The sequence below is a fragment of the Aquibacillus sediminis genome (assembly GCF_005870085.1).
Classification (GTDB): Bacteria; Bacillota; Bacilli; order Bacillales; family Amphibacillaceae; genus Aquibacillus_E; species Aquibacillus_E sediminis.
In genome coordinates, this window is record NZ_SZNM01000005.1 from 153,375 (window position 1) to 177,192 (window position 23,818).

Consider the following 23,818-nt stretch of genomic DNA (forward strand, 5'->3'; position numbering starts at 1 on the left):
GCTATACATATTATATTACGCTCTTTTTGGTAGTATTGTTGATCGTTGTTACGTATTAGCTGTATTATGTGCAACAAATCATTAACTAACTTAACTACTGATGTACAGTGATTTTTCAAAATACACGGCGGAATCAAAGGAAAAAGCTGTGATAATGCGTGAAAAACCATAAAAGCGCTGGATCATGTAAGAAAAAGCCGTAATTACGCAGGATCTAGAGAAAAAGCGCTGGATCATGTTAGAAAAAGCTGTAATTACGCAGGATCTAGAGAAAATTAGCTTGATCATGTAAGAAAAAGCTGTAATTACACAGGATCTAGAGAAAAATCGTTGGATCATGTAAGAAAAAGCTGTAATTACGCAGGATCTAGAGAAAAAGCGCTGGATCATGTAAGAAAAATCTAAATACACGTTATCATGACAATACAACTATTAAAAAACTATTATAAATGTTACTGCACATAATACAGCTTATGCGAATTGATCGACATTTTCCTGCAAAAGAGTCTTATTTCACAGTAAAAGAGGGATTAGCATGAAGCAAATTTATAGTGAAATTATTCAATACCGAGGAAATCATTATGACTTTGGTTATAAGCAGGGAGAACAATTAAAGAATTCATTGATCATAAACAATCGTGAAAAACAATGGAAAGTAAGAAAACCAAGATTCTCTATTGACCAACAAGAAGCGAAACAGGTATTTTCTATGTTTGCACCGCAGTTGTGGGATGAGTTTGAAGGTCTTGGTGATGCGCTTAATTGGCCGATGGAACGCGTACTGAAAGAATTTGGCGGTTATCGCACTGAGTATGTTAAATCAGGCTGCTCGATCGTAACGGGGGAAAATTATTTAATCCGAAACTATGATTATCATCCCAAAACGTATGAAGGACGATATGTATTATTTCAACCATCAGACAAGGGCTATGCTATGATTGGGCCAAGTCAACGAATCACGGGTAGAACCGATGGAATTAATGAGGAAGGACTAGCACTAGGCTATAATTTTATGCACCGTAAAAAGCCTGGAGATGGCTTTATTTGTTGTATGATCGCTAGAATTGTCCTAGAGACCTGTGCAAATGTAGGTGAGGCAGTTAATATGTTAAAAGAAATTCCACACCGACATTCGTTTAGCTATATTGTATATGATACAAGTGGACAGACCTATGTCGTAGAAGCTTCTCCACGTGGAGTAGAAGTTCGTCAGTCAACTGTTTGCACCAATCATTTTGAAATTATGAAACATGAAAATCGAAATTATTTAGTTGATTCCGAACGCAGGCAACGTGTGATCGAACAACATGGTGATCAAAAAGTTGATAAGGCATACCGATTACTTAACGGAACTGGAAATGGAATTTTTTCGACAGATTACAAAAGTTGGGCTGGTACGATCCATACGTCTGCTTACTTTCCACATGACTTGAAAGCATGGATGACATTAGGTGGTGACCAACAACCTACAGAGTTTGACTTTGGATTGTGGTTGAAAGGTGCAGACATCCAAGATCAAAAAATCTTAGGGGAAGTGGATACAGATATCCCATTCGTACATATGGATGAAAATGCACGATGGTATAACAAAAAATAGCAAGTGTTAAAAGGAGTGGTTATTTTGAACGGGAATAATCGTAGTGATATCCAACCAGGAATGACTGTTGATATTGTGTTAAAAAAAGATCAACGAAGTGGGAAGTTAACGAGAGGGGTTGTCAAAGACTTATTAACTAACTCTGCAACCCATCCACACGGTATTAAAGTTCGCCTTCAAGATGGACAAGTTGGTAGAGTAAAGCATGTCCTTAATGATTAATTAAACTACAAATGAACCAGTGTGTGGCAAATAATCGTTGTAACCTAAAATATTGGTATGTTTCAAGTGAATGAGTTCTTCAAGATTAGTAATAAGTCTGTTAAAGACGAGCTTTACCAAAAGAAGGAGTTGTCGCATCGACAACTCCTTCTTATTCAAGTAAAAAGTAAGTTTAACAAAGGTAATAATTTCTTGTGGTAAAGTATGTATGGGAGGGATTTCTTGTATTTACTTTTATCAATCATTTTAAGTGCAATTTTAGGTTATATCTTAATGATGATGGGACCACTTGTTGGTGGTATTGTTGCTTTTGGAATTGTAGTGGGTTGCATATTTAGAGGATTGTATTTATTAAATGGAATTTATAATAGAATTTCAAATATATCACCAAAAGAGGAAAGAGAATATTTAGAAGAAAAAAGTAAGTAGTATATTGAATTTACGGAGACATTTAGTTGAACAACACGATTTGAAAACTAGAAAAAGTTTGGAAATTAAACCCAAGTTTTTTTGCTTATAGTAATTCATCTCTAAATTTACTAGTGAATTCCTCTAACCAGTGAGTGATGTTCCATAACGATAGAATAAAATGGCCAACAATTCAAATAATAATTTTGAATAGGTTATACGGTTTGTTCCTAGTTATGGAAAGGAGTTTTCAAGGATCATGAATATTGATTGGTTAGAATGGTTAGGTTATTTGGCATCTTTTATTGTACTTGTCTCGTTATTAATGAGTAACATTCTTAAACTAAGATGGATCAATTTGTTGGGATCGGGTTTGTTTTCACTGTATGGCTTTTTAATAGGTGCTTTGCCAGTGGGATTTATGAATTTAGGTATTGTCTTCATTAATATATACTATCTAGTGCAATTATATCGTGCTGATGCTGAGAACAAATAGTTTAAGCTCCCTAAATGGGAAAATAGTAAAGTTTATATGTTTTAGAAGAAACAACAAGAAGCTTATTTGCTTTTTGTTGTTTTTTTTATGAATTCATTTACAGAAATTTCGACTTTATTAATCAAAATAAGATTAATTTCAGCAAGATGTGGGTAAGGAATTACTAACCTTAATTGAAAGATTATTCTGACTAATGTCACCGTTGCCATAAGGTAAATTTATCCTCCTGAAGTATAGTGTGTCTATTTATGGAAATAATTACAAACAAGAAAAGGAGTGATGTATATGTCAGGACCAGCTTTACGAAAGTTAGATAGCCATTCGGCTATTCATGAAGCAGCATTACAAGAAGCACGCGAATTAACGAATGTTATCGGTAATTTATTAAAAGAAGACGATGAAGAGCGTGCATTAGAAACGGCATTTATTGCTATTGAACATTGGGAAACGAGAACGCTTGCCCATGCGGATGCAGAGGAAAAAGGTTTATATAAAGAACTTGCGAAAGAATCACAGGAACTACACGATGCAGTTACAGGTTTAACACGGGATCATAATTTGATGCGAAAACTTGTTCAGCAAATAAAAGACATACTTGATCAGGATGGAATAAATGAACAAGTTGTCCATCATTTCCATAGTCTCATTTTAGTAGACGAACTTCATAATGAAGAAGAATTAAAAGTATTACCTGAACATTGATCGATCCTGTCATTTACAGGGATATTATGACTCAACCAAAAGGGAAAACTTTTATGGGAGGTATGTCACATGGAAAATCAATCTAAACAAACCAATCGACAGCTATTACGGGTTGCCTATCCAGAAACATATGGATTGTTAATGGCAGAGTTATCTAAACACCATATCCATGCCTACGATGTGCAAGCAACTGCTAAAAAAGTAGACCAATATGTTGAAATCCAAGTTCGTTTTGGTGAGGACTTTAGCAAGGAACAAACACAAACCTTCCGAGAAAAAGAAATCAAGCAAAAAAGTGAAGAAATTACTAATTTTTTCAAACAGGTTGGAGAGACTTGTAAAGAGATACTTATTGCAGACTATTTCAAAATGGTTAAACCATAGAAAGAGAGGGACTCGAATGTTTTTATTTGAACAAGAAGCAGAAATTGGACAAGATCGTGAAGATTTAATCCAACTAGTGACCATGCGGTTTGGATCGATTTCACCTGAGTTGATGGAGAAGATTTATAGCTTAGATGATTTCGAGACAATCGAACGGTTAATTTTAGTGGCAGCTAATGCCCCTACATTAAAAACGTTCGTGGAGGAACTTACAGAAGGGGAAGGAACGTTCAAAATCGTAGGAGAACGTTTTAATCCAATTGAAGATCAACAAGGTGATAGTGATGGCTAAGCAGGAAAATAAATTTTTTAAGCATTTGAAATTTTTGACGCCTGGAGAAAAAATTAATGACAATTGGACAGAAGAAAGTAAACGACCACGTGATTGGGAAAAGATGTACCGTAATCGCTGGGCCCATGATAAAGTTGTACGTTCGACACATGGAGTGAACTGCACAGGATCTTGTAGTTGGAAAATTTATGTGAAAGATGGAATTATTACTTCGGAAACGCAACAAACTGATTATCCAACTAACGGTGCGGATTTTCCTGAATATGAACCAAGAGGTTGTCCAAGGGGGGCGAGCTTTTCTTGGTATACCTATAGTCCAGTTCGAGTGAAATATCCGTATGTTCGAAGTGATTTGGTTCATATGTGGAAAGAAGAACGCAAGCAAGGCCATGATCCTGTCACCGCTTGGGCGAATATCCAAAATGATCCCGCCAAACGAACCAAAATTGTCAAAGCAAGGGGAAAAGGCGGTTTTGTGCGAGCAAATTGGCGCGATGCTTGTGAAATGATTGCTAGTGCAACGATACATACGATTAAAAAGTATGGTCCTGATCGTGTAACTGGTTTTAGTCCCATTCCGGCGATGTCAATGGTTAGTTATTCAGCTGGAACTAGATTTCTATCATTAATTGGTGGAACAATTCTTAGTTTCTATGATTGGTATGCCGATTTACCACCAGCGTCCCCGCAAGTTTGGGGAGAACAAACAGATGTACCAGAAAGTGCGGATTGGTATAACACCAAGTACTTCATCATTTGGGGTACCAATTTACCACAAACCCGTACACCAGACGCCCACTTCATGGTAGAAGCGAGATACAACGGAACCAAAGTTGTTGGGGTTAGTCCAGATTATGCCGAATATGAAAAATTTGCAGATGTTTGGTTACCTGCAAGAGCTGGTACAGATGGTGCATTGGCAATGGCTATGACACATGTGATTTTGAAAGAATTTTACGTTGATAACCCAACGCCATATTTTATGGATTATGCCAAGAAATTCACGGATCTGCCATTCCTAGTAACGGTTGATCAGAAAAATGGTGAATATCGTTCTGGTCGGTTCTTACATGCTGCAGACCTTAATAATGACCACGAGCTTGGCGAATGGAAAACAGTTGTTTGGGATGCAAATACTAATAATTTTGCCGTTCCAAATGGTACGCAAGGACACCGTTGGGACGGAGATAATAAGTGGAACCTGCAGCTTGAAAAAGACGATGGCACCATGATTAACCCTGAACTTAGCTTTTTACCAATGTCAGATGAAACTGTAAAAATGGAATTTCCATACTTTGCGAAAGAACATGGTGATGTCGTTCGTCGCGGTGTCCCTGTGAAACATGTAAAAGATAAAGATGGTAATGACTTGAAAATTACAACGGTATATGACTTGATGATGGCGCATACTGGTGTGAGCCGTGGACTTGAAGGTGATTACCCAACAGATTACAACGATGAAAAACCATACACACCAGCATGGCAAGAAAGTATTACAGGTGTGAATAAACAACATGTGATTCAGGTGGCGCGTGAGTTTGCTGATAATGCAGCTCGAACGAAAGGAAAATCAATGATTGCCATGGGTGGTGGAACGAACCACTGGTACCATAGTGATCACATTTATCGAGCGATTTTAAATCTTGTATTACTTACCGGTTCTCAAGGTACAAATGGTGGCGGATGGGCACACTACGTTGGACAAGAAAAAGTACGCCCTGTCGAAGGTTGGCAACAAGTCGCATTTGCAAAAGATTGGGGTGCACCACCACGCTTGCAAAACGGGACATCCTTTTTCTATTTTGCTACCGATCAGTATCGTTACGAAGAAAAAGTAGTTGAAACAGAACAGTCCAAATGGGGTGGTAAATATCATAAAATGCACCCAGCAGATGTGAATGCATTATCTGCAAGACTGGGTTGGTTACCATCGTATCCGCAATTCTCCCAAAATTCGATTGACCTTGTGAAAGAAGCCAAACAAAATGGTGCAACAAACAACCAACAAGTGATCAATGACGTCGTGGAACGTGTGAAAAAAGGAGAGGTGGAATGGTCGATTGAAAATCCCGATGACCCAAGAAACTTCCCGCGTGTTTTCTTTAATTGGAGGTCTAACTTACTTGGTGATAGTGGGAAAGGTCATGAATATTTTGTTAAACACTTAATTGGTGGGGAGGATCAAGTCCAAGCAGATGATACAGTTTCTTGGCAACCAAATGATGTCAATGTTAGAGAAAAAGGGGCAGAAGGTAAGACGGATCTATTTGTAAGTGTTGATTTTCGTATGACAAGTTCTGGTCTATTTTCCGATATCGTGTTACCAACGGCAACATGGTATGAAAAGTACGATATTAGTACAACAGATATGCATCCATTTATCCACCCATTTAACGCAGCAATCAATCCACCATGGGAAGCGAAAAGTGATTGGAATGGATTTAAGGAAATAGCTAAAGTGTTCTCTGAACTTGCTAAAGAACATTTACCTAATGAAGTAGAAGAAATTATGACCTCACCATTAGGTCATGATTCCAAAGATGAAATTGCCCAGCCAAATGGCGAAATTAAAGATTGGCGTCATGGAGAAACAGAAGCAATACCAGGCAAAACAATGCCGAATTTCTCTGTTGTTCGTCGTGATTATCCAAATGTATATCAGAAAATGACGACGATTGGCCCGAATTTGAAACAAGGCTATGGTGCCAAAGGTGTTAAACTACCTGGTGAAAAAGTATATAACGCACTTAGGAAACGACTTGGTACATCTAAGCATGAAGGAATTGGTAAAGGACATCCAGATTTATCAACTGACATTAATGCAATTGAATCCATTCTATTCATGTCTGGTGCAACCAATGGTAGTCGAGCTGTAGAAGGTTGGGAATCACTGGAGGAAAAAACAGGGCAAGACTTGTCTGATATAGCAGAAGGACATGAAGAACAAGACTTTACGTTACTTGATATTACCGCCCAACCTCGACAAACCATCTCTACACCAGTGTGGAGTGGGTTAGAAAAGGATGGTCGTAGGTATTCGCCATTTACCGTTAATACGGAATACAACATCCCATGGAGAACGATGACTGGTCGACAAAGTTTTTATCTAGATCATGAAATGATACTAGATTATGGTGAAGGATTACCAACCTACTTGCCGCCATTAACTAAAGGTCCATATGTAAAAGGTGAAACAGAAGCACAGCATAATGAACAATCACTAACGGTTCGTTATTTAACACCACACCAAAAGTGGGGAATTCACACAATGTTTACGGAAGCATCCCCAATGGTTCAGTTGTTTAGAGGGTGGCAAGTTGTTTGGATGAACGAAAAAGATGGTAATTCGATTGGGTTAAAAGACAATGATTGGATCGAAGTGTATAACCGTAATGGTGTCGTAACAGCACGTGTTGTGCTTACGTATCGAATTCCTAAAGGGATGGTATATATGCATCATGCTCAAGATCGGACAATGGGGGTTCCAGGTTCTACGATTAGTAAAAAACGTGGGGGTACACACAATAGTGTCACTCGTATTACACAGAAACCAACCCACATGATTGGTGGTTATTCGCAATTAAGTTATGGATTTAACTATTACGGTCCAACCGGAAGTCAGCGCGATACGATCGCGGTGGTCAAACCAATGAAGGAGGTCGATTGGCTTGAGAATTAAGGCACAAGTAAGTATGGTCATGCACCTGGATAAATGCATTGGATGCCATACATGTTCCGTTACATGTAAATCCACTTGGACCAATCGTCCAGGTACGGAATACATGTGGTTTAACAATGTAGAAACTCGTCCCGGTCCAGGATATCCGAAACAGTGGGAAGACCAAGACCGTTATAAAGGCGGATGGGAATATAAAGACGGAAAGTTGCGTCTGCGTGCTGGTGGACCTCTTTCCAAATTGAAAAACATATTCTACAACCCAAATATGGGAACGTTAGACGATTATTATGAACCATGGACATATGATTATGAAAATTTAATCAAAAGTGAAAAGTCAGAGCACCTTCCTGTGGCAAGACCACAGTCGATGATTACAGGCAAATATATCGATAAACCGGAGTGGGGCTCTAACTGGGATGATGATTTAGCCGGTGGTAGTGAAATTGTACCAATGGATCCGAATGTGCAGGAACTACAAGAACATATCGCCATGGAATATGAAAAAACATTCATGATGTACTTACCAAGAATTTGTGAACATTGCTTAAATCCATCTTGTGTCGCATCCTGTCCATCAGGTGCGCTGTATAAGCGTGATGAAGATGGGATCGTCTTGGTTGACCAAGAAGAATGCCGTGGCTGGCGTTTTTGCATGAACGGTTGCCCGTATAACAAAGTGTACTACAACTGGAACACGCACAAGGCAGAGAAATGTAACTTCTGCTATCCAAGAACAGAGGCAGGATTGCCAACGATTTGTTCAGAAACTTGTGTTGGTCGCATTCGTTACATTGGTGTCGTGCTTTATGATGCAGATAAAGTGAAAGAAGCAGCGTCTGTTGAGGATCCACAAGATTTATATGAAGCACAATTAGATTGCTTCCTAGATCCATTTGATCCAGAAGTAATTGCCGAAGCAGAAAAACAAGGGATCAATAATGAATGGATCAAAGGCGCACAAGATTCACCAGTTTACAAAATGGCGATGAAGTGGAAAATTGCGCTTCCGTTACACCCTGAATATCGAACAATGCCAATGGTTTGGTATGTACCGCCACTTAGCCCAATTATGAACCACGTAACAAATGAACAAGAACTAAACACGGATGGCTACATCCCAGCAATTGATCAAATGCGTATTCCTGTTGAGTATTTAGCTTCTTTACTATCTGCGGGAGATACGGAAGTAATCCGCAAAGTATTGCTGAAGTTAACAGCGATGCGTGTGCATATGCGCAGTATCAATGTTGGTGGGATTGATCCATTGAATGAAAGTAAATTACTAGATGAAGCAGGGATGAGTGTGGAAGATATTGAAGACATGGCGCGATTATTAGGGGTAGCAAAATATGATGAACGTTTTGTGATCCCAACTGGTCGTAGAGAAATGGATGACGATCTCCATTACGAACAAGGCGCATGTAGCATTGAGGATTTAGCACCACCTGAAGGCATGGTAACCTATCCATTCGAAAGGGGTAGTTAAGGATGAAAGCTTATCAAACGGACCTGTTAATGATTGCTTCTCGTATGTTCAGCTATCCAGATGGACAAGACAACCAAGCTGTTCTTGACTGTGCAGAACATATGGTGGCTTCAACAGAAATGAAGCAGGAAGTGAGAGATGCGATAGATACGGTCTATCGCATCCCACTCAAACAATTGCAAGAGACATATGTGGATACCTTTGATTTAAAATCAAAGGTTGGCCTTTATTTATCAGCGCACGAATTTGGCGATAGTCCCAAACGTGGTGCTGCCCTAATTAAGTTGCAAAAAATGATTAATGAAGCGGGTTATGATCGAGTGGACGGAGAATTGGCTGATTACTTGCCAATGTTGTTTGAGTTTGTTGCAGTTGAAGACGATTTTAAAGGAAGGGAACGACTATTAAAACGGATGTCCTGTGTGACACAACGCATCTTGAACCATTTTCCAGAAGAAAATCCGTATTATCCATTTCTTTCGTTAATGATGAAATACGTATTTGAAGCCCCTACAGAAGAAGAGTTGCAGAAGATGGATCAAGATCGTGAAGAAGCAGACCTTGAAGAATTGCCATACCCAATTATGTATAACTAACACCAAGAACGTTATCAAGGAGGCGAAAAAATGGAAGGGATCTTTTGGTGGGTGATTTTTCCCTATCTCACATTAGCAATCATGATCATAGGGAGTATTTATCGGTTTGCGTATGGTCAGCTTTCATGGGTAGCACCATCAACCGAGTTTTTTGAAAAAAAATGGCTGAAAATTGGCTCTCCCTTATTCCATTATGGCTTGCTATTTGCAATTATCGGACACATCATGGGGGTTTTTATCCCGATTGAATTTTATCATTGGATGGGTGTTTCCGATCATCTGTATCATATCGGTGCCATTTATGGTGGTGGTTTAGCGGGATTAATGGTGGTAGTAGGTGCGATCATTTTATTAATCCGAAAAATGACCATCGACCGTGTTCGAGTACATGCTACGTTTGCAGATTTTTTCTCTGTGATTAGTTTAATTATTGTCGCTGGTATTGGTGTATATATGACATTGGTTTACAATTTAACGGTTGTCGAATATGAGTACCGTTTAACAATTGGTCCGTGGTTTAGAAGCTTATTCACTTTCAACCCACAGTATGAGCTAATGTTAGGCGTACCGTTTATTTTTAAATTACATGTCATTACAGGATTTGCCTTATTCGCATCAGTTCCATTTACGAAACTTGTACACTTCTATAGTGTTCCGGTACATTATTTAGGACGTTCCCCACAGCAATATCGCTCACGTGTAGGGTATAAGAGAAGAGGATTAGAATAATCGATCAAACGAGCTAAATAGATTATAATTGAGTTTAAGGGCGCTTAGATTTTATCTAAGCGTTTTTAATTGCGAAGGTTAGGAGGAAGAATAAATGAAATCAGCAAGTCCATACATATTTATTGAAAATTGCCAAGAAGCAATGAATTTTTATCAACAGGTGCTCGGTGGTGAAATCAAACATGTTCAGTTAGCGGATGATGTAGAGATGTTTAAAGGTCAAGAGGGAAAGGTGTTGCATGCAGAACTTCACCTAGGGAGTAGTGTCATTCATTTCTCTGATCAATTTGATGCCATGACGCAAGGGGATACGATCAAAATCACATTAGAATTAGAAAGTGAACAAGAGATTCGTGAAGTGTATCAAACTTTACTCGATGGTGGACACGCCCCAGTTAAATTACAAGACACTTTTTGGGGTGCCTTACATGCGAATGTGACTGACAAATATGGTATTGGCTGGTTGCTGAATTATCAAAAACAATAATGGAAAAATTGGTACCAAATCCCGTATGATAAATCATACGGGATTCTTGTTGATTTGTCGTAAAAACAATAAACTCCGACGTAAGTTTGTGTAAGATTAATTTTTCTGATTTGAAGTAAGTAATATTCCATCGCTTCGGTAGAATACTCCGCTTTCCATGGGCACGGCCTCAGCTAACTTGATAAAGAAAACCACTTTACCAAGTGGATCTTCGGCTCGCGCTGTTCCCATAGGACAAGGAAAGCTTCGTCAGCGATACATCGCACGAAGAAAATTGGTCTTTATTTTCGAGGATCTCCGTATTCTACCTACGCTGTTATTAATGTTCTGTTTTACGTCAGATAAAACACCTAAACCAATAGCTGAGTCTGAGTTTAATGTCTACGAGAAAAGAAATTTTTTGTACGTATAATCAAACAAAAAAATACTTTAAAATTACGATCCACACAACAGAGCGAAGGAAATACACCGGAGACTCCTATGGGAGGAATGGCCTGGGTGAGACCCCGCAGTGAGGGACGAACGAGGAGGCTCATCAGCCACCCATGGAAAGCGTAGGTGTATTTCCGCAGCGCTAGACTAGCACTTACTTTATAAAGGGCGAGCGAGAAAATCAGTTACGTCGGAGTTTCTATCAACCACGAATTAAAATATGAAAATAACTGTAATAAATGACGGTAACGTTCGACTAATTAATAGAGACAAAGAAATGGAGGAGAAAGTGGATGACCACTCATGACATAACAGATTGGTTTTACCAATATAACAAAGATATTTACCATTTCTTAATCTATTATACGGCTTCTGGAGATGTCGAGGATTTGGTGCAAGAGGTATTCATTCGGGCGATCACAGCGATGGACACCTTTAAGGAAGATTCAAGTCCCAAAACATGGCTTATTAGTATTGCTCGTCATGTAGCCATCGATGCAAATAGAAAAAAGAAACGTACTAGATTAAAAGAAATGTTGACAATTGATAACGTATCGGAACCGAAAGATGATACAACCCCGGAGCAAATCTTGCAGTTAAATGAAAAACATAAACGACTATACCAAGCAATTCAATCTCTGAAAAAAAATTATCGCGATGTCATCATTTTACGTGGGGTAAAGGAACTGACGGTAACAGAAACGGCAACTGTTTTAAATTGGAACGAAAATAAAGTACGCGTTACGTTTCACCGAGCATTACATGCGTTGCAAAAAGAAAAGGAGAGATTTCTTGATGAAGAATGATCAATATAATGAGTTAATAGAAAAAATCCGCTCTCTTCCTAAACCCGATTATGAAAGGCATTTTAATAAAGAAAGACAAGATCAGATTCATCAACATCTCCTACATGTTACAAAAAAGAATAAAACACCGACCAATTGGTTTAGACGAGTAGCGATTGGTTTTGGAAGTCTAGCTGCGGTGTTGTTATTTTTAATCATGATCATTCCAGTTGATCAGAATGGAACGTTGGATTTAGGGCAGACAGGGTCAAATCGTCAATTCAATGATACAAAGGATATTGCAACAAGGATACAACATGAATTGGAAATTGAAGCGACCAAAGGGCAAGTAAGGGAGTTATTTGGAAAACCTGATGCAATTACACCGGAAAATTCGATTGAGGACGTATCACATAATTCAGAAGTTTGGAACTATCACTTTATGCGTACCGGAAATAGCTTTAATGACGGTAATCTTTACCAAGCACTTATAACGGGGGAAATGAATGCGCAACTTCAAGTAACATGGTCCTCCAACCTTTTTAAGAAAAAGGTTTCAAGCTATTCGATCTATTATGTGAAGGATGAACAAATTTTGGTTGATCATGTGTCCATGGATGGCATTAACCATTATTACATTACTCCCGATGGTTCGCGGTTGAGTGTAGATGAGAATGATCAACAAGATGAAATAACCTACAGAAAGATAAATATACCAGTGAGCTTGGATCAGATGATACAGTTGTTTCGGGATAAGAATTTAACCATTGATCCAACTGAAGAAGACCTTCCATCCATTCATGGTGTAGAAGCAAATGGTTATCATTTAAAGGAAGGGATGTTATATGTTCATCAATATACTGACGATCAACTTGTAAGTACTGTTGAAAGCGAAGTGAAAGATACGTATGTTTCAAGCAATTCGTTAGCGCAGGCTTACCAGTTTAACAATATGATTCTCGTTTATAAATACACTCCGACTTACTCTAATATCGAAACAGTTCAGGATATTCGATGGAAATTAAATAGCATTATCGATGCGTTAATCGTGGCCTCAGATGTGAACAATCCGCATCAATGAACATCGTTATGTAACCTAACTACCATGCTAAATACGAGCGTAAGATTTTAACTGTTTGTTCTAAATAGGCAAAAACTTTTTAAAAATCACCAAAACAGGTAGAATAAGGATAGATCTGTTAAATGACTTACAAAAAACACGATAGTAAATGAAGAGATAGGATGAAAACGATGCAAAACCATGAAAAATTAGTGATTAAAAATAAATTTGCGAACAAATTTAAGTCAGGCTATCCATTAATTTTTAAAGAGGCAATTGTTAATGTAGGGGTATTAAAACAAGAAGGAACGATTGTGACACTAGTGGATGAGAATGAAAACTTCCTTGGACGCGGGTATTATGGACGACAAAATAAAGGGTATGGCTGGGTGTTGACAAGAAGGCAAAATCAAACTTTCGATCAAGCTTTTTTCGATCAAAAAATAGCTGCAGCCATACAATACCGCAGTGCATTATACCAAGAGGAGACCACAAATGCTTTTCGTGTATTTAATGGAGAAGGTGATGGCATTGGTGGTGTTACGATTGATGATTATGATGGCTATTTTGTAATTAATTGGTACAGTCATGGTATTTATCAGTTTAAAGATCAAATTGTGCAAGCCTTGAAAAACGCCACTACTTTTAAAGGGGTTTATCAAAAGAAACGGTTTGATACAGGTGGTAAATATATCGACGATGATGATTTTTTGGCCGGAGAACGAGCTGAATCGCCAATTATCATCAAAGAAAATGGTGTGAACTTTGCGGTTTACTTGAATGAAGGCCCAATGACTGGGATTTTTCTTGATCAACGTGAAGTGAGAAAAACGATTCGAGATAACTATGCGAATGGTAAAACAGTGTTAAATACGTTTTCCTACACTGGTGCCTTTTCGATTTATGCAGCATTAGGTGGAGCCAAAAAAACAACGAGTGTTGATTTAGCTAATAGAAGTTTACCAAAAACGATCGAACAGTTCCAAATTAATGACATTGATGAGCAAGCACAAGAAATAAAAGTTATGGATGTGTTTAATTACTTCGATTATGCAATGAAACATAGTCTTAAATTTGATATGGTAATTCTCGATCCTCCAAGTTTTGCTCGTTCGAAAAAACATACGTTCAGTGCTGCAAAAGACTATAAAAACCTTCTGAAACAGGCAATCGCCATTACCGAGAAGAATGGCGTCATTGTGGCATCCACCAATTATAGTGGTTTTGGTATCGATAAATTTAAAGGGTTTATCGACAAGGCATTTAAAGAAACGCATGGTAACTATAAGCTAATGGAAGAGTTCAGTCTCCCGGCAGATTTTAAGACGGTCAAGCAGTATAAACAAGGGGATTATTTGAAGGTTGTATTTATAAAGAAAATCAATTAACTTTTAAAGAGAGAGTATCTCTCTCTTTTTTTGTGCAAATTCTGGGTTATACCTAGTAAGTCTACGTCAAGGAAGTACATAAGAGTGAGAGAACATGCAAGAGAAGACAATTCGAAAAGAAAGTAGATGGCAGAAGTTGTGTAATTGAATGATAAAATAATCGTACATACTATTGGTAAGTTCATTGAGAGAAGGAAGTGGTAGATTGAGTACACAAGCAGCGATACGTTTTGAAAATGTCTTTTACTCTATGAGAGGAGACACCATTTTAAAAAATATAACTGGAATGTTCCCTGAAGGTCAGATTACAACGATTGTTGGACCGTCTGGTGCGGGTAAATCAACATTATTTAAGCTTTGTAATGGACTACAATCACCAGATGCAGGGGAAATTATGATTAGTGATAAGCCAATAGTTGACTATGAGCCAATTGAATTGCGTCGGCATGTGGGGATTGCCCTGCAACAAGCGACAATGATTCGGGGAGACGTGATGGAAAATTTAAACCTCCCACAACAACTACAAGGAAAACAGATAACAGAACAACGAGCAAAAGAGCTACTAGAAGTGGTCGGTTTAAAGCAGGACATATTACATCGGGACAGTAAGGACTTATCTGGTGGGCAACGACAAAAATTATCGATTGCACGTACACTCGTCAATTACCCCAAAATTTTATTGCTCGATGAAATCACTTCTTCACTTGATCGTGTATCCCAACAGGATATTGAACATCTTATTCAAAAAATTAATAAAAAGTATGGAACAACAATGGTTTGGATTACCCATAATTTGGAACAGGCCTTAACGATTGGGAATTATACCTGGGTGATGATGGAAGGAGAAGTAGTGGAAACAGGAGAAAGTAGCTTGTTAAAGGATCCTAAAGATAAACGAGTCAAACAGTTTGTGAAGGGGGAGTTTGAATGAGTTATTTGACGTTATCGATTGCACTTATTTTTGTTATCATCCCCCTTGTATTATCTAAAACGCTTAGGTTAGGTTTAGAAAAAGACACGATCATTGCAGCGATTCGTTCCATTATTCAGTTGTTAGCAGTTGGATACTTATTACAGTATGTATTTGATGCAGAGCACATGGTTTACATTTGGTTGATGATTGTGCTCATGATTGGGGCAGCAACGCAAAACGCTAGGCGTAAAGGTTCGACAATCCCTGGAATAACCTGGAAACTTATTGTAACCTTTGTGTTTATAGAAGTGTTAACACAGAGCATTTTACTTGGACTTTCCATTACACCAGCAACGGCGCAATACATCATTCCCATTAGTGGGATGATTATCGGGAATTCAATGGTCCTGTCTATTTTATTTTTAAATCGATTTACTTCAGAAGTGGAGGACCATCAAGATGAAACAGAGTTGATTTTAACCCTTGGCGGAACACCAAAACAAGCAATCCATGATCAATTAATTCGTGCTATTAAAGCGAGTACGATCCCGACAATTGAAAGTCAAAAAACGATTGGATTAGTTCAATTACCAGGGATGATGAGTGGGCAGATAATTGCTGGTGCCGACCCAGTCCGGGCAGTTCAATTTCAATTGTTAATCTTATTTCTGTTATTAACAACAGCGGTGGTTACAAGTATTATGGTTGGCTACTTGTCCTATCCAACCCTATTTAATGAGCGAATGCAATTTGTTAGGTGGAAACGAAGAGGAGAGAGGTCACAGTAATGGGTTCCGTTTAGAGGTGCTCGCAGTATAATTAACACTATAAAAAGCGTGTGAATTCACAGTTGAATTCACACGCTTTTATTTGTTATCATAACAGTGTTTTAATCCAAATTTTCAAGTTTTTTCAATTAAATTCGTATAGAAATTCGCACATATGGAAATAATTATTGTAGGGTATGTGAATTGTGTGTGAAAAAATTGTGATTTTTCATGTGAATACAGAAATGGAGGCAGTTGTATGGATTTCAAATTTATAGAACCTAAAAACAAGCGAATTACCAAAGTGAATTGGAAGATTTCAGAACGGACTCGATCTATTGTTAAGCATTATGCCGAGTTCACAGAACACACGGAAGATGAAATTGTTGATGAGTTTTTAACTAACATTTTATTAGATAAGCAATTCCTAGAGTGGATTAAAAACAAACGTTACAACAAGCGAATTCTTAATCAATTATTTAGCGATCAGGAAATGGAGGAATTGGATATTGGCTAAACTAAAACGGTTAGCAACAATTGATGATGAGATATTAAATGTTCAAATGCCAATCGCAAGTAATGAAATTGTTGAACGGACTCGTGATTATCCTCTATTAACTCCTATGCGGTTTTCCAGAAAATATAACTCCTTGACTTTCAATCCTGTGAAGATCACCTACAACAACGAAGATCACGAAATCCAAATGAATTACTGCGACAATCCTTTTTGCAAATGGCATGGTAAACCGCAAGTTCGTTACGATGATGTTAAGTATAAACCAAGCCGTTATAAGCTCGTCGGAAATGCCGAGAGAAAAAATCAAGCAATAGTTTGCAACCCAGACCCTCTGAGACCCCATATTGGTATGACGCTAAATTGTAACACTAAACCCTACTCTAATTGGTCTATCGCAGAAGAGATAAAGCGTCTTGCAATGATTGACCGAGTGGAAGACTGGGTGCCAGAGTACAATTTTCATCGTGATAGCTGTACGATTAGCCATACAACTCCTTTTACTGATAAAGTATCTTTCCGCAAACGAGGTAAAAGTAAAGGGAAATCTCAGAAATGGCAATGTAAAGTTTGTAATAAAATAACGAATATATTGCCGAAAAGGGAACAATCTTTTTCTTATAATCAAAAAAGAAATGATGTGTTGCCACTTTTAATGAAAGCATTACTCAGCCGCACTCCTGTTAAAAGAACCTGTGAAATATTGGGCATTGGCTCACAGACTTATTACACCAAATTAGAATGGCTATACCGTAGATGTCTTGAATTTTTGGAAAGATATGAAACAAAGCCTCTTGAAACGAAGTCATTCGATTCGATGTGGATTAATACTGACAAAATGATTTACTATTTGAACAATGTTCGTAAGAAAGGGCAAGGCGGACGAAGGTATGATAATTTGGAGGATAGCCAATTCCCAACACATGTTGTTATAAGTGGTGATATTGACTCGTACTATGTTTTTCGTTCTGATATTGCTTTTGACTGGCATATTTCAATGGAACAGATTAACGAAGATACTCAATTATTCAAAGAAGACCATGTGCACCCTTTTGTGCGAAAGAATGATCGTTTTGATCGCTTTTCCTTCTTTCCGCAACCACCAACATCAAATGATACGCAGACAGAGCATGAATACCAAAACGAACTTTATAAATTCGAGCGTAGGTCAAAGTATATTGATGGATTACACTTAAACTCTACCTATACAACTTTTGCTCATTTATGGCATATCAAACAAAAGGTTAATGCACAAAACTGGCGTTTCGTAACAGATGATGACAAATCTATTCTAACTGCTTTATATCGAACTTTTGCAAAAGAGATTAGACTAACCGATGCACACCATTTTTTATGCCAAGTAGATCGCAGCAAAAGCTTAAAAGACTCTTATCAAGAATATAAAGATGGCAGAAATGATCTGTTCTCTTGGGGAAAAATGAATGGTTATAATAAAACCTCAATGAGCGAATTGGGTTATCGCAGATTATTAGAAGAACTGCAAACACACAGTTTCCATAAAGTCGATACTGACGGAACGAAAACTTACAATGTTTGGGCGAAAAATCCAATTGAACACCCTATTCCAAGCATTGATAAAGGATTTCATTATGTGGATTGTACAACGGACATATCTTCACTTGATGATAGTCATGTGGCTAATATGATATTAAAAGTTAGTGATCGTCCGACAAGTGCATTTATGCAACAAATTAGAAGGAGACTGTCTATATTAGAACGTCCATTGGTCACGGCTAGAGGTGATGGTAAAAGTTATATATACTCTAATTTTAACCCAAAGTATGCCCAATACGCTATTACTATCCTAAGAACGTATTATAATTTCTGCTTTAAAATCAAGGGGTATGATGGACAAAAGAAAACGCCTGCACAACGATTAGGGATTGCTGACCGTGTTTTTTCTATTCAAGATATTATTTACTTTAAATAAATCGCCTTTTATACAGAGGTGATTTTTTTATAAAGGGTTTGGGATTTTATGTTAAAATATAGATAGGGAAACAAACGAGCTTATTCAACTAACGAGGCAGGAATGTTTAACAGCAATATTTGAAACTAATAAAGTTTTAACTCGTCTAATTCGATAAACAGATTTAAATTATGAAGGGGGGAAAATTGTGAGGAGAAATTTAATACTTGTATTTATAATACTTTTACCAATGTTAATTGCCTGTCAACAAGTGAAAGAAGGAGATGTGACGGTCAATCAAGGTGGAGAAATCAGCAATTTAAATGAGTTTAAAAACTTCATTGAAAATGTTGAAAATGAAGATAAAGACTCAGTACGCATAGTAAGATATACTACTGAAGGGGACCCAATATTCCTTGCTTTAGAGTATAACGGAAAAGATATTAAATACACTTATGATAATTCACAAGATGAATATGCAGGTTCTGATAAAGGAGAAAAAAGCACAACTTGTGCAAATCTTGAAAGTAGCAACACTGAAGATGGAATTGAGTACCATTTAAGTGACTGCTCTTCTGATTTTGGAAATTACTTTAATTTTAAAATGCCAGAATAAATTTCTTGCCATATTAAAAACAAAAAGTGTTTACTTCACTAACGGGAGCTGTTAGTTGAAGATCAAAGCCATAGAATTATAAAAGGAACTTGGAATTTCAATCCAAGTTCCTTTTTTGTGATTTAATTGTGAATTCTGTGTGATATTTCCTTTAATAGCACTAATAATACACTTGTGTTTTAAGGTGCGAGAACCTCAGAACGGAACCCGTTAAGGTCACAGTAACCCCTTTCTAAAGAATAGAATAGGTGACTTATTCATAAGGCTTCGTCATCAGTTTGACGTTGCCTTTTTAGTTAGATTATTAAAAAAGGAAAGCGGGTGTGCTACACTATGGTTGGTTCAAACAAGCAATCAAGATACTTTGATTAGGGAGTGATAGGATGCAGATTCGTGAAATAGAAGAAAAAGACAATCAAAAAATCGAAAACATTATCAAACGTTCATTGGAATCGTTTGAATTAAACATACCAGGAACAGCTTATTATGACCCAGAATTGAGTAGGTTGACACAATTTTACAAACAACAATTCAATGCAAAATATTGGGTGGTAGTGAACGAACAAGAAGAAGTAGTAGGAGGCGTGGGTATTGCTCCATTTGCAGGAAAAAAAGATGTCTGTGAACTGCAAAAGTTATACATTGCACCTAAAGCACAAAACAAAGGATTATCAAAAAAATTAATGAAGGTAGCACTTGACTATGCCAAACAATATTATAGCTACTGTTACTTGGAAACATTGAAGAAACTTCAAGTAGCAAATATTCTCTACATCAAGTTAGGGTTTCAGCAGCTTCATCAAGGGCTAGATGGATCAGAGCATAATAGCTGTGACGCGTGGTATATAAAAAAATTAGGGTGAGTTACTATTTCCTATATAAAGCTTTGTATTTCAAACTGATTGTAACAAGTACGATACAATCTTTCCCGCAGAATACTCCGCTTTCCATGTACAGCCTCTTGCCTCGCTACTATGTGAATGAGCTATTTATTAGTCTTCGTGTTCTTTATCTCTGTTTAAATATGGGAAAAATTGGACACCCTTTTACTACTAAACAAAAGTAAAGCATACAGTTGTAGTATAGTAGTTTATTAGGAGAGGGGGAACACAGTTGGCATTTGGTCATGTGCTAATGGTGTTACTATTTACCGGTTTATCCTTTATAGTGAGTTACATGATGGCGATTTATTTGAACAGCGTTACAAGTTCTACGGTTTTTGGTACTAACGTGGTTGTAGCTTCGATGATACAATTACTTCTTTTCACAATGGCAACATTTGGTTGGTTTATCTATGCATGGACAATCCAAGAGGCATTGTTTCTTCACGTTTTCTATGTTGGATTAGAGCTATTTCTTATAAGTGAAATTCTACTTGTAAGTATATTGAATAAAACACGAACTAAAATGGAAAAGCATCAGTTTTTGGAATGTAGGGAATGGATAGTTAGGGCTTGGAACCGTTCCGTTTTGTTTATTAAACAACGATTACGAGATCAAAAGGCAGGATGAGATCATCATTCTGTCTTTTTTATCCTAAATGGATGGACGCTAGGCTCCTACTAATTGAAGTTTCACTTTGGTTAGCGATCTATTTTGAAATAATGTCAACTATTCTAATGTTTGTCGTTTTTTGTTTAAAAATTGTATATTTGGTCATACTGGTAGCTAATACGAAATGTTTGTGAGTGATGATACATGGAATTATGGATCACTATCAATTTAACTACCCTGTTGGTGATTACTTTTTTTGTGACGAAAAAGCAATTAAGTATCTTCGAGAATATTTATCTTTTTTTAGTTTTGGAGTTTTGGATTACGAGTTACTATTCAAGTATTTACGCTACATTTAGTTTAGTTGATATTGCGAGTTCAAATAAAGATCAAAGTGTAACATTTATATTATATGAAATCATTCTGTTACCATTGCTTTATTTGTCTCTCTTTAATTTACAGAAAATTATAACAAGTAGGTTTAAAAAAGTAGTTTTAAGTTTCTTTTTCCTGTTCCTCGCCATTGGTTTTGAACGAATACTTGTCAATGCGGAAGTAATCCAATATACAGGGTGGAATATAGGCTACTCGAGCATTGTTTTATTGATTGGTTTGGTCGGTACGCTTTTTTTATGGCTAGGATTTAGGCGAGTGCTAGTCAATGAAGGAGTGCTTAAACAATGATTTTACCACAGGATTTTGACTATAATGAATGGTTTATTTTGATTACGATAACAGTCTTCTATGGTCTCATATTTTTGTTACCAAAGCGTTTTCCATTAAGTGTTTCTATTATCATTATGCTATTTACGAGTACGGTGGCCAGATTGTCCGATCATTTATTGTCTGGGGCAATTATTGGTGATGTATATGATATTATGGATACGAATGTCTATGAGCTTTTTGACTTTTTAACCTATGTCACCTATGGTCCATTTGGCTATTTTTTATTTTATTTATATGATCTGTTTAAGCCAAAAAGTATCTGGCTAGTTGGCTATATATTCCTATGGTCTTTAGCTTCAATGGGATTTGAAGGAATAAGTGCATTTTTTGAAGTGTTTCATTATAACGGTTGGAAGTTAACCTATTCGTTTAGTTTTTATTTAATTGTTATTCCGATCGCACTCGGTTTTTGTGTCTATGTGAAGCAAGTTTATCAAAGTTATATACGCAACAATTAACACATTTCCAATATATACGGGTTGCGCGTTTACGTGAATCTAGGTAGTATAGATAAGTGGAATGAACGAACAGGTTTTGAAATGAGGGGTAGAAATGGAAAAGACATCCATCTATGGATTAACGTTTGAACAATTAACGGCTTGGTTAGTCGATCAAGGTCAAAAGAAATTCCGGGCCAAGCAAGTTTGGGATTGGCTATATAAAAAACGTGTTACTAATTTTTCGGACATGCGTAATTTAAACCAAGACTGTATTGATTTATTGGAAAACAATTTTTATATACAAACATTATCAGAAGAAATAAAACAAGAATCTCAAGATGGCACAATTAAGTTTTTATTTAAATTACAGGATGGTAATTTAATTGAAACAGTATTGATGCGATTTAATTATGGGTTATCGGTTTGTGTTACCACACAAGTTGGCTGTAATATCGGTTGTACTTTCTGTGCCAGTGGCTTGTTAACAAAAAATCGTGATTTATCCAGTGGGGAAATTGTTGAACAAATCATGAACGTGCAACATCACCTTGATGGACAAGGCAATGGGGAACGTGTTAGTCATATCGTTGTCATGGGGATTGGTGAACCATTTGACAACTACAGTAATATGATGGACTTTTTCCGTGTTGTCAATGACAAGCAAGGACTATCAATTGGGGCAAGACATATTACAGTATCTACAAGTGGGCTTGCTCATAAAATTTATGATTTTGCCGATGAGAACATTCAAATTAATTTAGCGGTTTCGTTACATGCACCAAACAATGAATTAAGAACCAAAATCATGAAAATTAATAAAGCATTCCCGTTAGAAAAATTAATGCCAGCAATTGATTATTATTTAGAAAAGACCAATCGAAGAATTACGTTTGAATATATTTTGCTGCGAGATGTCAATGATCATGTGGAAGAGGCAAAACAGTTGGCTAAATTGCTTAAAGACAAACGCCACTTGTCCTATGTGAATTTAATTCCATACAATCCAGTTGATGAACATAATCAATATCAACGCAGTACGAAAGCGGATATCTTGAAGTTTTATGAGACATTGATGGAAAATGGGATAAATTGTGGTGTCCGCGTTGAACAAGGATCTGATATTGATGCAGCTTGTGGGCAGTTAAGAAGTAAACAAATTAAAAAAGGTAACATTAAAGTGTAAAGACGGATGTAGAAGGTCTGACTCCCAAATAGGGGGTTAGACCTTTTTTTGTATGTGATTGACTAAAATGCACAAATTAGGGATGGAAACAAAATTGTATTTGAAAGGAGATGAGAACGATCGGTAACTTGATTGCAAAATTAATCATCTGTCCAATTGCTGTTGTGATTGCCTGGTTTTTATTTCCAATTGATTTTGCCTACTTCTACCAACCGATCATATTAGGGGTTGTGTTAGCAATTGTTGGACGTGTGATGGAGAGAATGCTCCTGCGACGTGAAACGATGACACTTGCATTAATTGCAGATTTTGTCGCAGCTGCTGCGCTCGTTTATTTTATCACCCCGTTTTTTGTTGGTGGAGAAGTGACGTTTTGGGGTGCGGTCTTAACAGCATTATTAATAGGATTAACAGAAATCCCTCAACATCGTGCCCTAGTTAAGGATAAACGAGAAGAAGTGATTGCGTAGGTTGTATTAGTAAGAGGCTTGT

26 protein-coding genes are annotated in these 23,818 nt (G+C 37.2%); all 26 read left to right on the forward strand.

Features of this window, described 5'->3' with window-relative positions; all coding sequences use genetic code 11:
• The first annotated feature begins 535 nt into the window (after nt 1-535).
• The 26 genes from FCI53_RS07705 to FCI53_RS07830 all read left to right on the forward strand — a co-directional run bounded on the left by FCI53_RS07705 (nt 536) and on the right by FCI53_RS07830 (nt 23,796).
• Nucleotides 536-1,597, forward strand: coding sequence for a C45 family autoproteolytic acyltransferase/hydrolase (locus tag FCI53_RS07705; protein ID WP_138417506.1), 1,062 nt, complete (start codon nt 536-538; stop codon nt 1,595-1,597).
• A 24-nt stretch (nt 1,598-1,621) separates the two neighbouring features.
• Nucleotides 1,622-1,819 carry a YwbE family protein gene (locus FCI53_RS07710; protein WP_138417508.1) on the forward strand — a complete coding sequence of 66 codons (198 nt, stop codon included), beginning with the start codon at nt 1,622-1,624 and terminating at the stop codon, nt 1,817-1,819.
• A gap of 222 nt (nt 1,820-2,041) precedes the next feature.
• The gene (locus FCI53_RS07715) at nt 2,042-2,248 is read left to right on the forward strand and encodes a hypothetical protein (RefSeq protein ID WP_138417509.1); all 207 of its coding nucleotides are present in this window, start codon (nt 2,042-2,044) and stop codon (nt 2,246-2,248) included.
• Between the two features lie 238 nt (nt 2,249-2,486).
• Nucleotides 2,487-2,723: a YgjV family protein gene (locus FCI53_RS07720; protein WP_138417511.1), complete on the forward strand. Its 237-nt coding sequence runs from the start codon at nt 2,487-2,489 to the stop codon at nt 2,721-2,723.
• A 285-nt stretch (nt 2,724-3,008) separates the two neighbouring features.
• Nucleotides 3,009-3,425 (forward strand): hypothetical protein, encoded by a 417-nt coding sequence (locus FCI53_RS07725; RefSeq protein WP_138417513.1) that lies wholly within the window; start codon nt 3,009-3,011, stop codon nt 3,423-3,425.
• 69 nt (nt 3,426-3,494) lie between these two features.
• Entirely contained in the window at nt 3,495-3,809 is a 315-nt protein-coding gene (locus tag FCI53_RS07730; RefSeq protein ID WP_138417515.1) for a hypothetical protein, read from the forward strand.
• A 16-nt stretch (nt 3,810-3,825) separates the two neighbouring features.
• Nucleotides 3,826-4,101, forward strand: a complete 276-nt coding sequence (locus FCI53_RS07735; RefSeq protein WP_138417517.1) for a hypothetical protein — start codon at nt 3,826-3,828, stop codon at nt 4,099-4,101.
• Nucleotides 4,094-7,780: a nitrate reductase subunit alpha gene (locus FCI53_RS07740; RefSeq protein WP_138417519.1), complete on the forward strand. Its 3,687-nt coding sequence runs from the start codon at nt 4,094-4,096 to the stop codon at nt 7,778-7,780. The genes FCI53_RS07735 and FCI53_RS07740 overlap by 8 nt, the downstream gene beginning before the upstream one ends.
• Nucleotides 7,770-9,266 (forward strand): nitrate reductase subunit beta, encoded by a 1,497-nt coding sequence (gene narH / locus FCI53_RS07745; RefSeq protein ID WP_138417521.1) that lies wholly within the window; start codon nt 7,770-7,772, stop codon nt 9,264-9,266. The genes FCI53_RS07740 and narH overlap by 11 nt, the downstream gene beginning before the upstream one ends.
• 2 nt (nt 9,267-9,268) lie before the next feature.
• A complete protein-coding gene (gene narJ, locus FCI53_RS07750) occupies nt 9,269-9,862 on the forward strand; it encodes a nitrate reductase molybdenum cofactor assembly chaperone (protein ID WP_138417522.1) in 594 nt (197 codons plus the stop codon).
• 30 nt (nt 9,863-9,892) lie between these two features.
• Nucleotides 9,893-10,591: a respiratory nitrate reductase subunit gamma gene (gene narI / locus FCI53_RS07755; RefSeq protein WP_138417523.1), complete on the forward strand. Its 699-nt coding sequence runs from the start codon at nt 9,893-9,895 to the stop codon at nt 10,589-10,591.
• Between the two features lie 94 nt (nt 10,592-10,685).
• Complete coding sequence (locus FCI53_RS07760; protein ID WP_138417524.1) at nt 10,686-11,078, forward strand: VOC family protein; 393 nt, start codon at nt 10,686-10,688, stop codon at nt 11,076-11,078.
• Nucleotides 11,079-11,803: 725 nt separating this feature from the next.
• Nucleotides 11,804-12,316, forward strand: a complete 513-nt coding sequence (locus FCI53_RS07765) for an RNA polymerase sigma factor (protein ID WP_138417525.1) — start codon at nt 11,804-11,806, stop codon at nt 12,314-12,316.
• Nucleotides 12,306-13,376, forward strand: a complete 1,071-nt coding sequence (locus FCI53_RS07770) for a hypothetical protein (RefSeq protein ID WP_138417526.1) — start codon at nt 12,306-12,308, stop codon at nt 13,374-13,376. The genes FCI53_RS07765 and FCI53_RS07770 overlap by 11 nt, the downstream gene beginning before the upstream one ends.
• 170 nt (nt 13,377-13,546) lie before the next feature.
• The gene (locus FCI53_RS07775; RefSeq protein ID WP_138417527.1) at nt 13,547-14,743 is read left to right on the forward strand and encodes a class I SAM-dependent rRNA methyltransferase; all 1,197 of its coding nucleotides are present in this window, start codon (nt 13,547-13,549) and stop codon (nt 14,741-14,743) included.
• A 250-nt stretch (nt 14,744-14,993) separates the two neighbouring features.
• The gene (locus tag FCI53_RS07780; protein ID WP_138417698.1) at nt 14,994-15,674 is read left to right on the forward strand and encodes an ABC transporter ATP-binding protein; all 681 of its coding nucleotides are present in this window, start codon (nt 14,994-14,996) and stop codon (nt 15,672-15,674) included.
• Nucleotides 15,671-16,444 (forward strand): ABC transporter permease, encoded by a 774-nt coding sequence (locus FCI53_RS07785; protein WP_138417528.1) that lies wholly within the window; start codon nt 15,671-15,673, stop codon nt 16,442-16,444. Before FCI53_RS07780 ends, FCI53_RS07785 begins: the two co-directional genes overlap by 4 nt.
• A 238-nt stretch (nt 16,445-16,682) precedes the next feature.
• Nucleotides 16,683-16,940: a hypothetical protein gene (locus FCI53_RS07790; protein ID WP_138417529.1), complete on the forward strand. Its 258-nt coding sequence runs from the start codon at nt 16,683-16,685 to the stop codon at nt 16,938-16,940.
• The gene (locus tag FCI53_RS07795; RefSeq protein WP_138417530.1) at nt 16,933-18,888 is read left to right on the forward strand and encodes an insertion element protein; all 1,956 of its coding nucleotides are present in this window, start codon (nt 16,933-16,935) and stop codon (nt 18,886-18,888) included. The genes FCI53_RS07790 and FCI53_RS07795 overlap by 8 nt, the downstream gene beginning before the upstream one ends.
• Before the next feature lie 187 nt (nt 18,889-19,075).
• Nucleotides 19,076-19,483, forward strand: a complete 408-nt coding sequence (locus FCI53_RS07800; RefSeq protein ID WP_246050042.1) for a DUF4362 domain-containing protein — start codon at nt 19,076-19,078, stop codon at nt 19,481-19,483.
• A gap of 383 nt (nt 19,484-19,866) precedes the next feature.
• Nucleotides 19,867-20,346, forward strand: coding sequence for a GNAT family N-acetyltransferase (locus FCI53_RS07805; protein ID WP_138417532.1), 480 nt, complete (start codon nt 19,867-19,869; stop codon nt 20,344-20,346).
• Between the two features lie 250 nt (nt 20,347-20,596).
• Nucleotides 20,597-20,995 carry a hypothetical protein gene (locus FCI53_RS07810; RefSeq protein ID WP_138417534.1) on the forward strand — a complete coding sequence of 133 codons (399 nt, stop codon included), beginning with the start codon at nt 20,597-20,599 and terminating at the stop codon, nt 20,993-20,995.
• A gap of 186 nt (nt 20,996-21,181) precedes the next feature.
• Nucleotides 21,182-21,661, forward strand: a complete 480-nt coding sequence (locus FCI53_RS07815) for a hypothetical protein (RefSeq protein WP_138417536.1) — start codon at nt 21,182-21,184, stop codon at nt 21,659-21,661.
• Nucleotides 21,658-22,161 carry a hypothetical protein gene (locus tag FCI53_RS07820; protein WP_138417538.1) on the forward strand — a complete coding sequence of 168 codons (504 nt, stop codon included), beginning with the start codon at nt 21,658-21,660 and terminating at the stop codon, nt 22,159-22,161. Before FCI53_RS07815 ends, FCI53_RS07820 begins: the two co-directional genes overlap by 4 nt.
• A 94-nt stretch (nt 22,162-22,255) precedes the next feature.
• The gene (gene rlmN, locus FCI53_RS07825) at nt 22,256-23,326 is read left to right on the forward strand and encodes a dual-specificity RNA methyltransferase RlmN (RefSeq protein WP_138417540.1); all 1,071 of its coding nucleotides are present in this window, start codon (nt 22,256-22,258) and stop codon (nt 23,324-23,326) included.
• 110 nt (nt 23,327-23,436) lie between these two features.
• Nucleotides 23,437-23,796, forward strand: coding sequence for a DUF2512 family protein (locus FCI53_RS07830; RefSeq protein WP_246050043.1), 360 nt, complete (start codon nt 23,437-23,439; stop codon nt 23,794-23,796).
• The last annotated feature ends 22 nt before the right edge of the window (nt 23,797-23,818 follow it).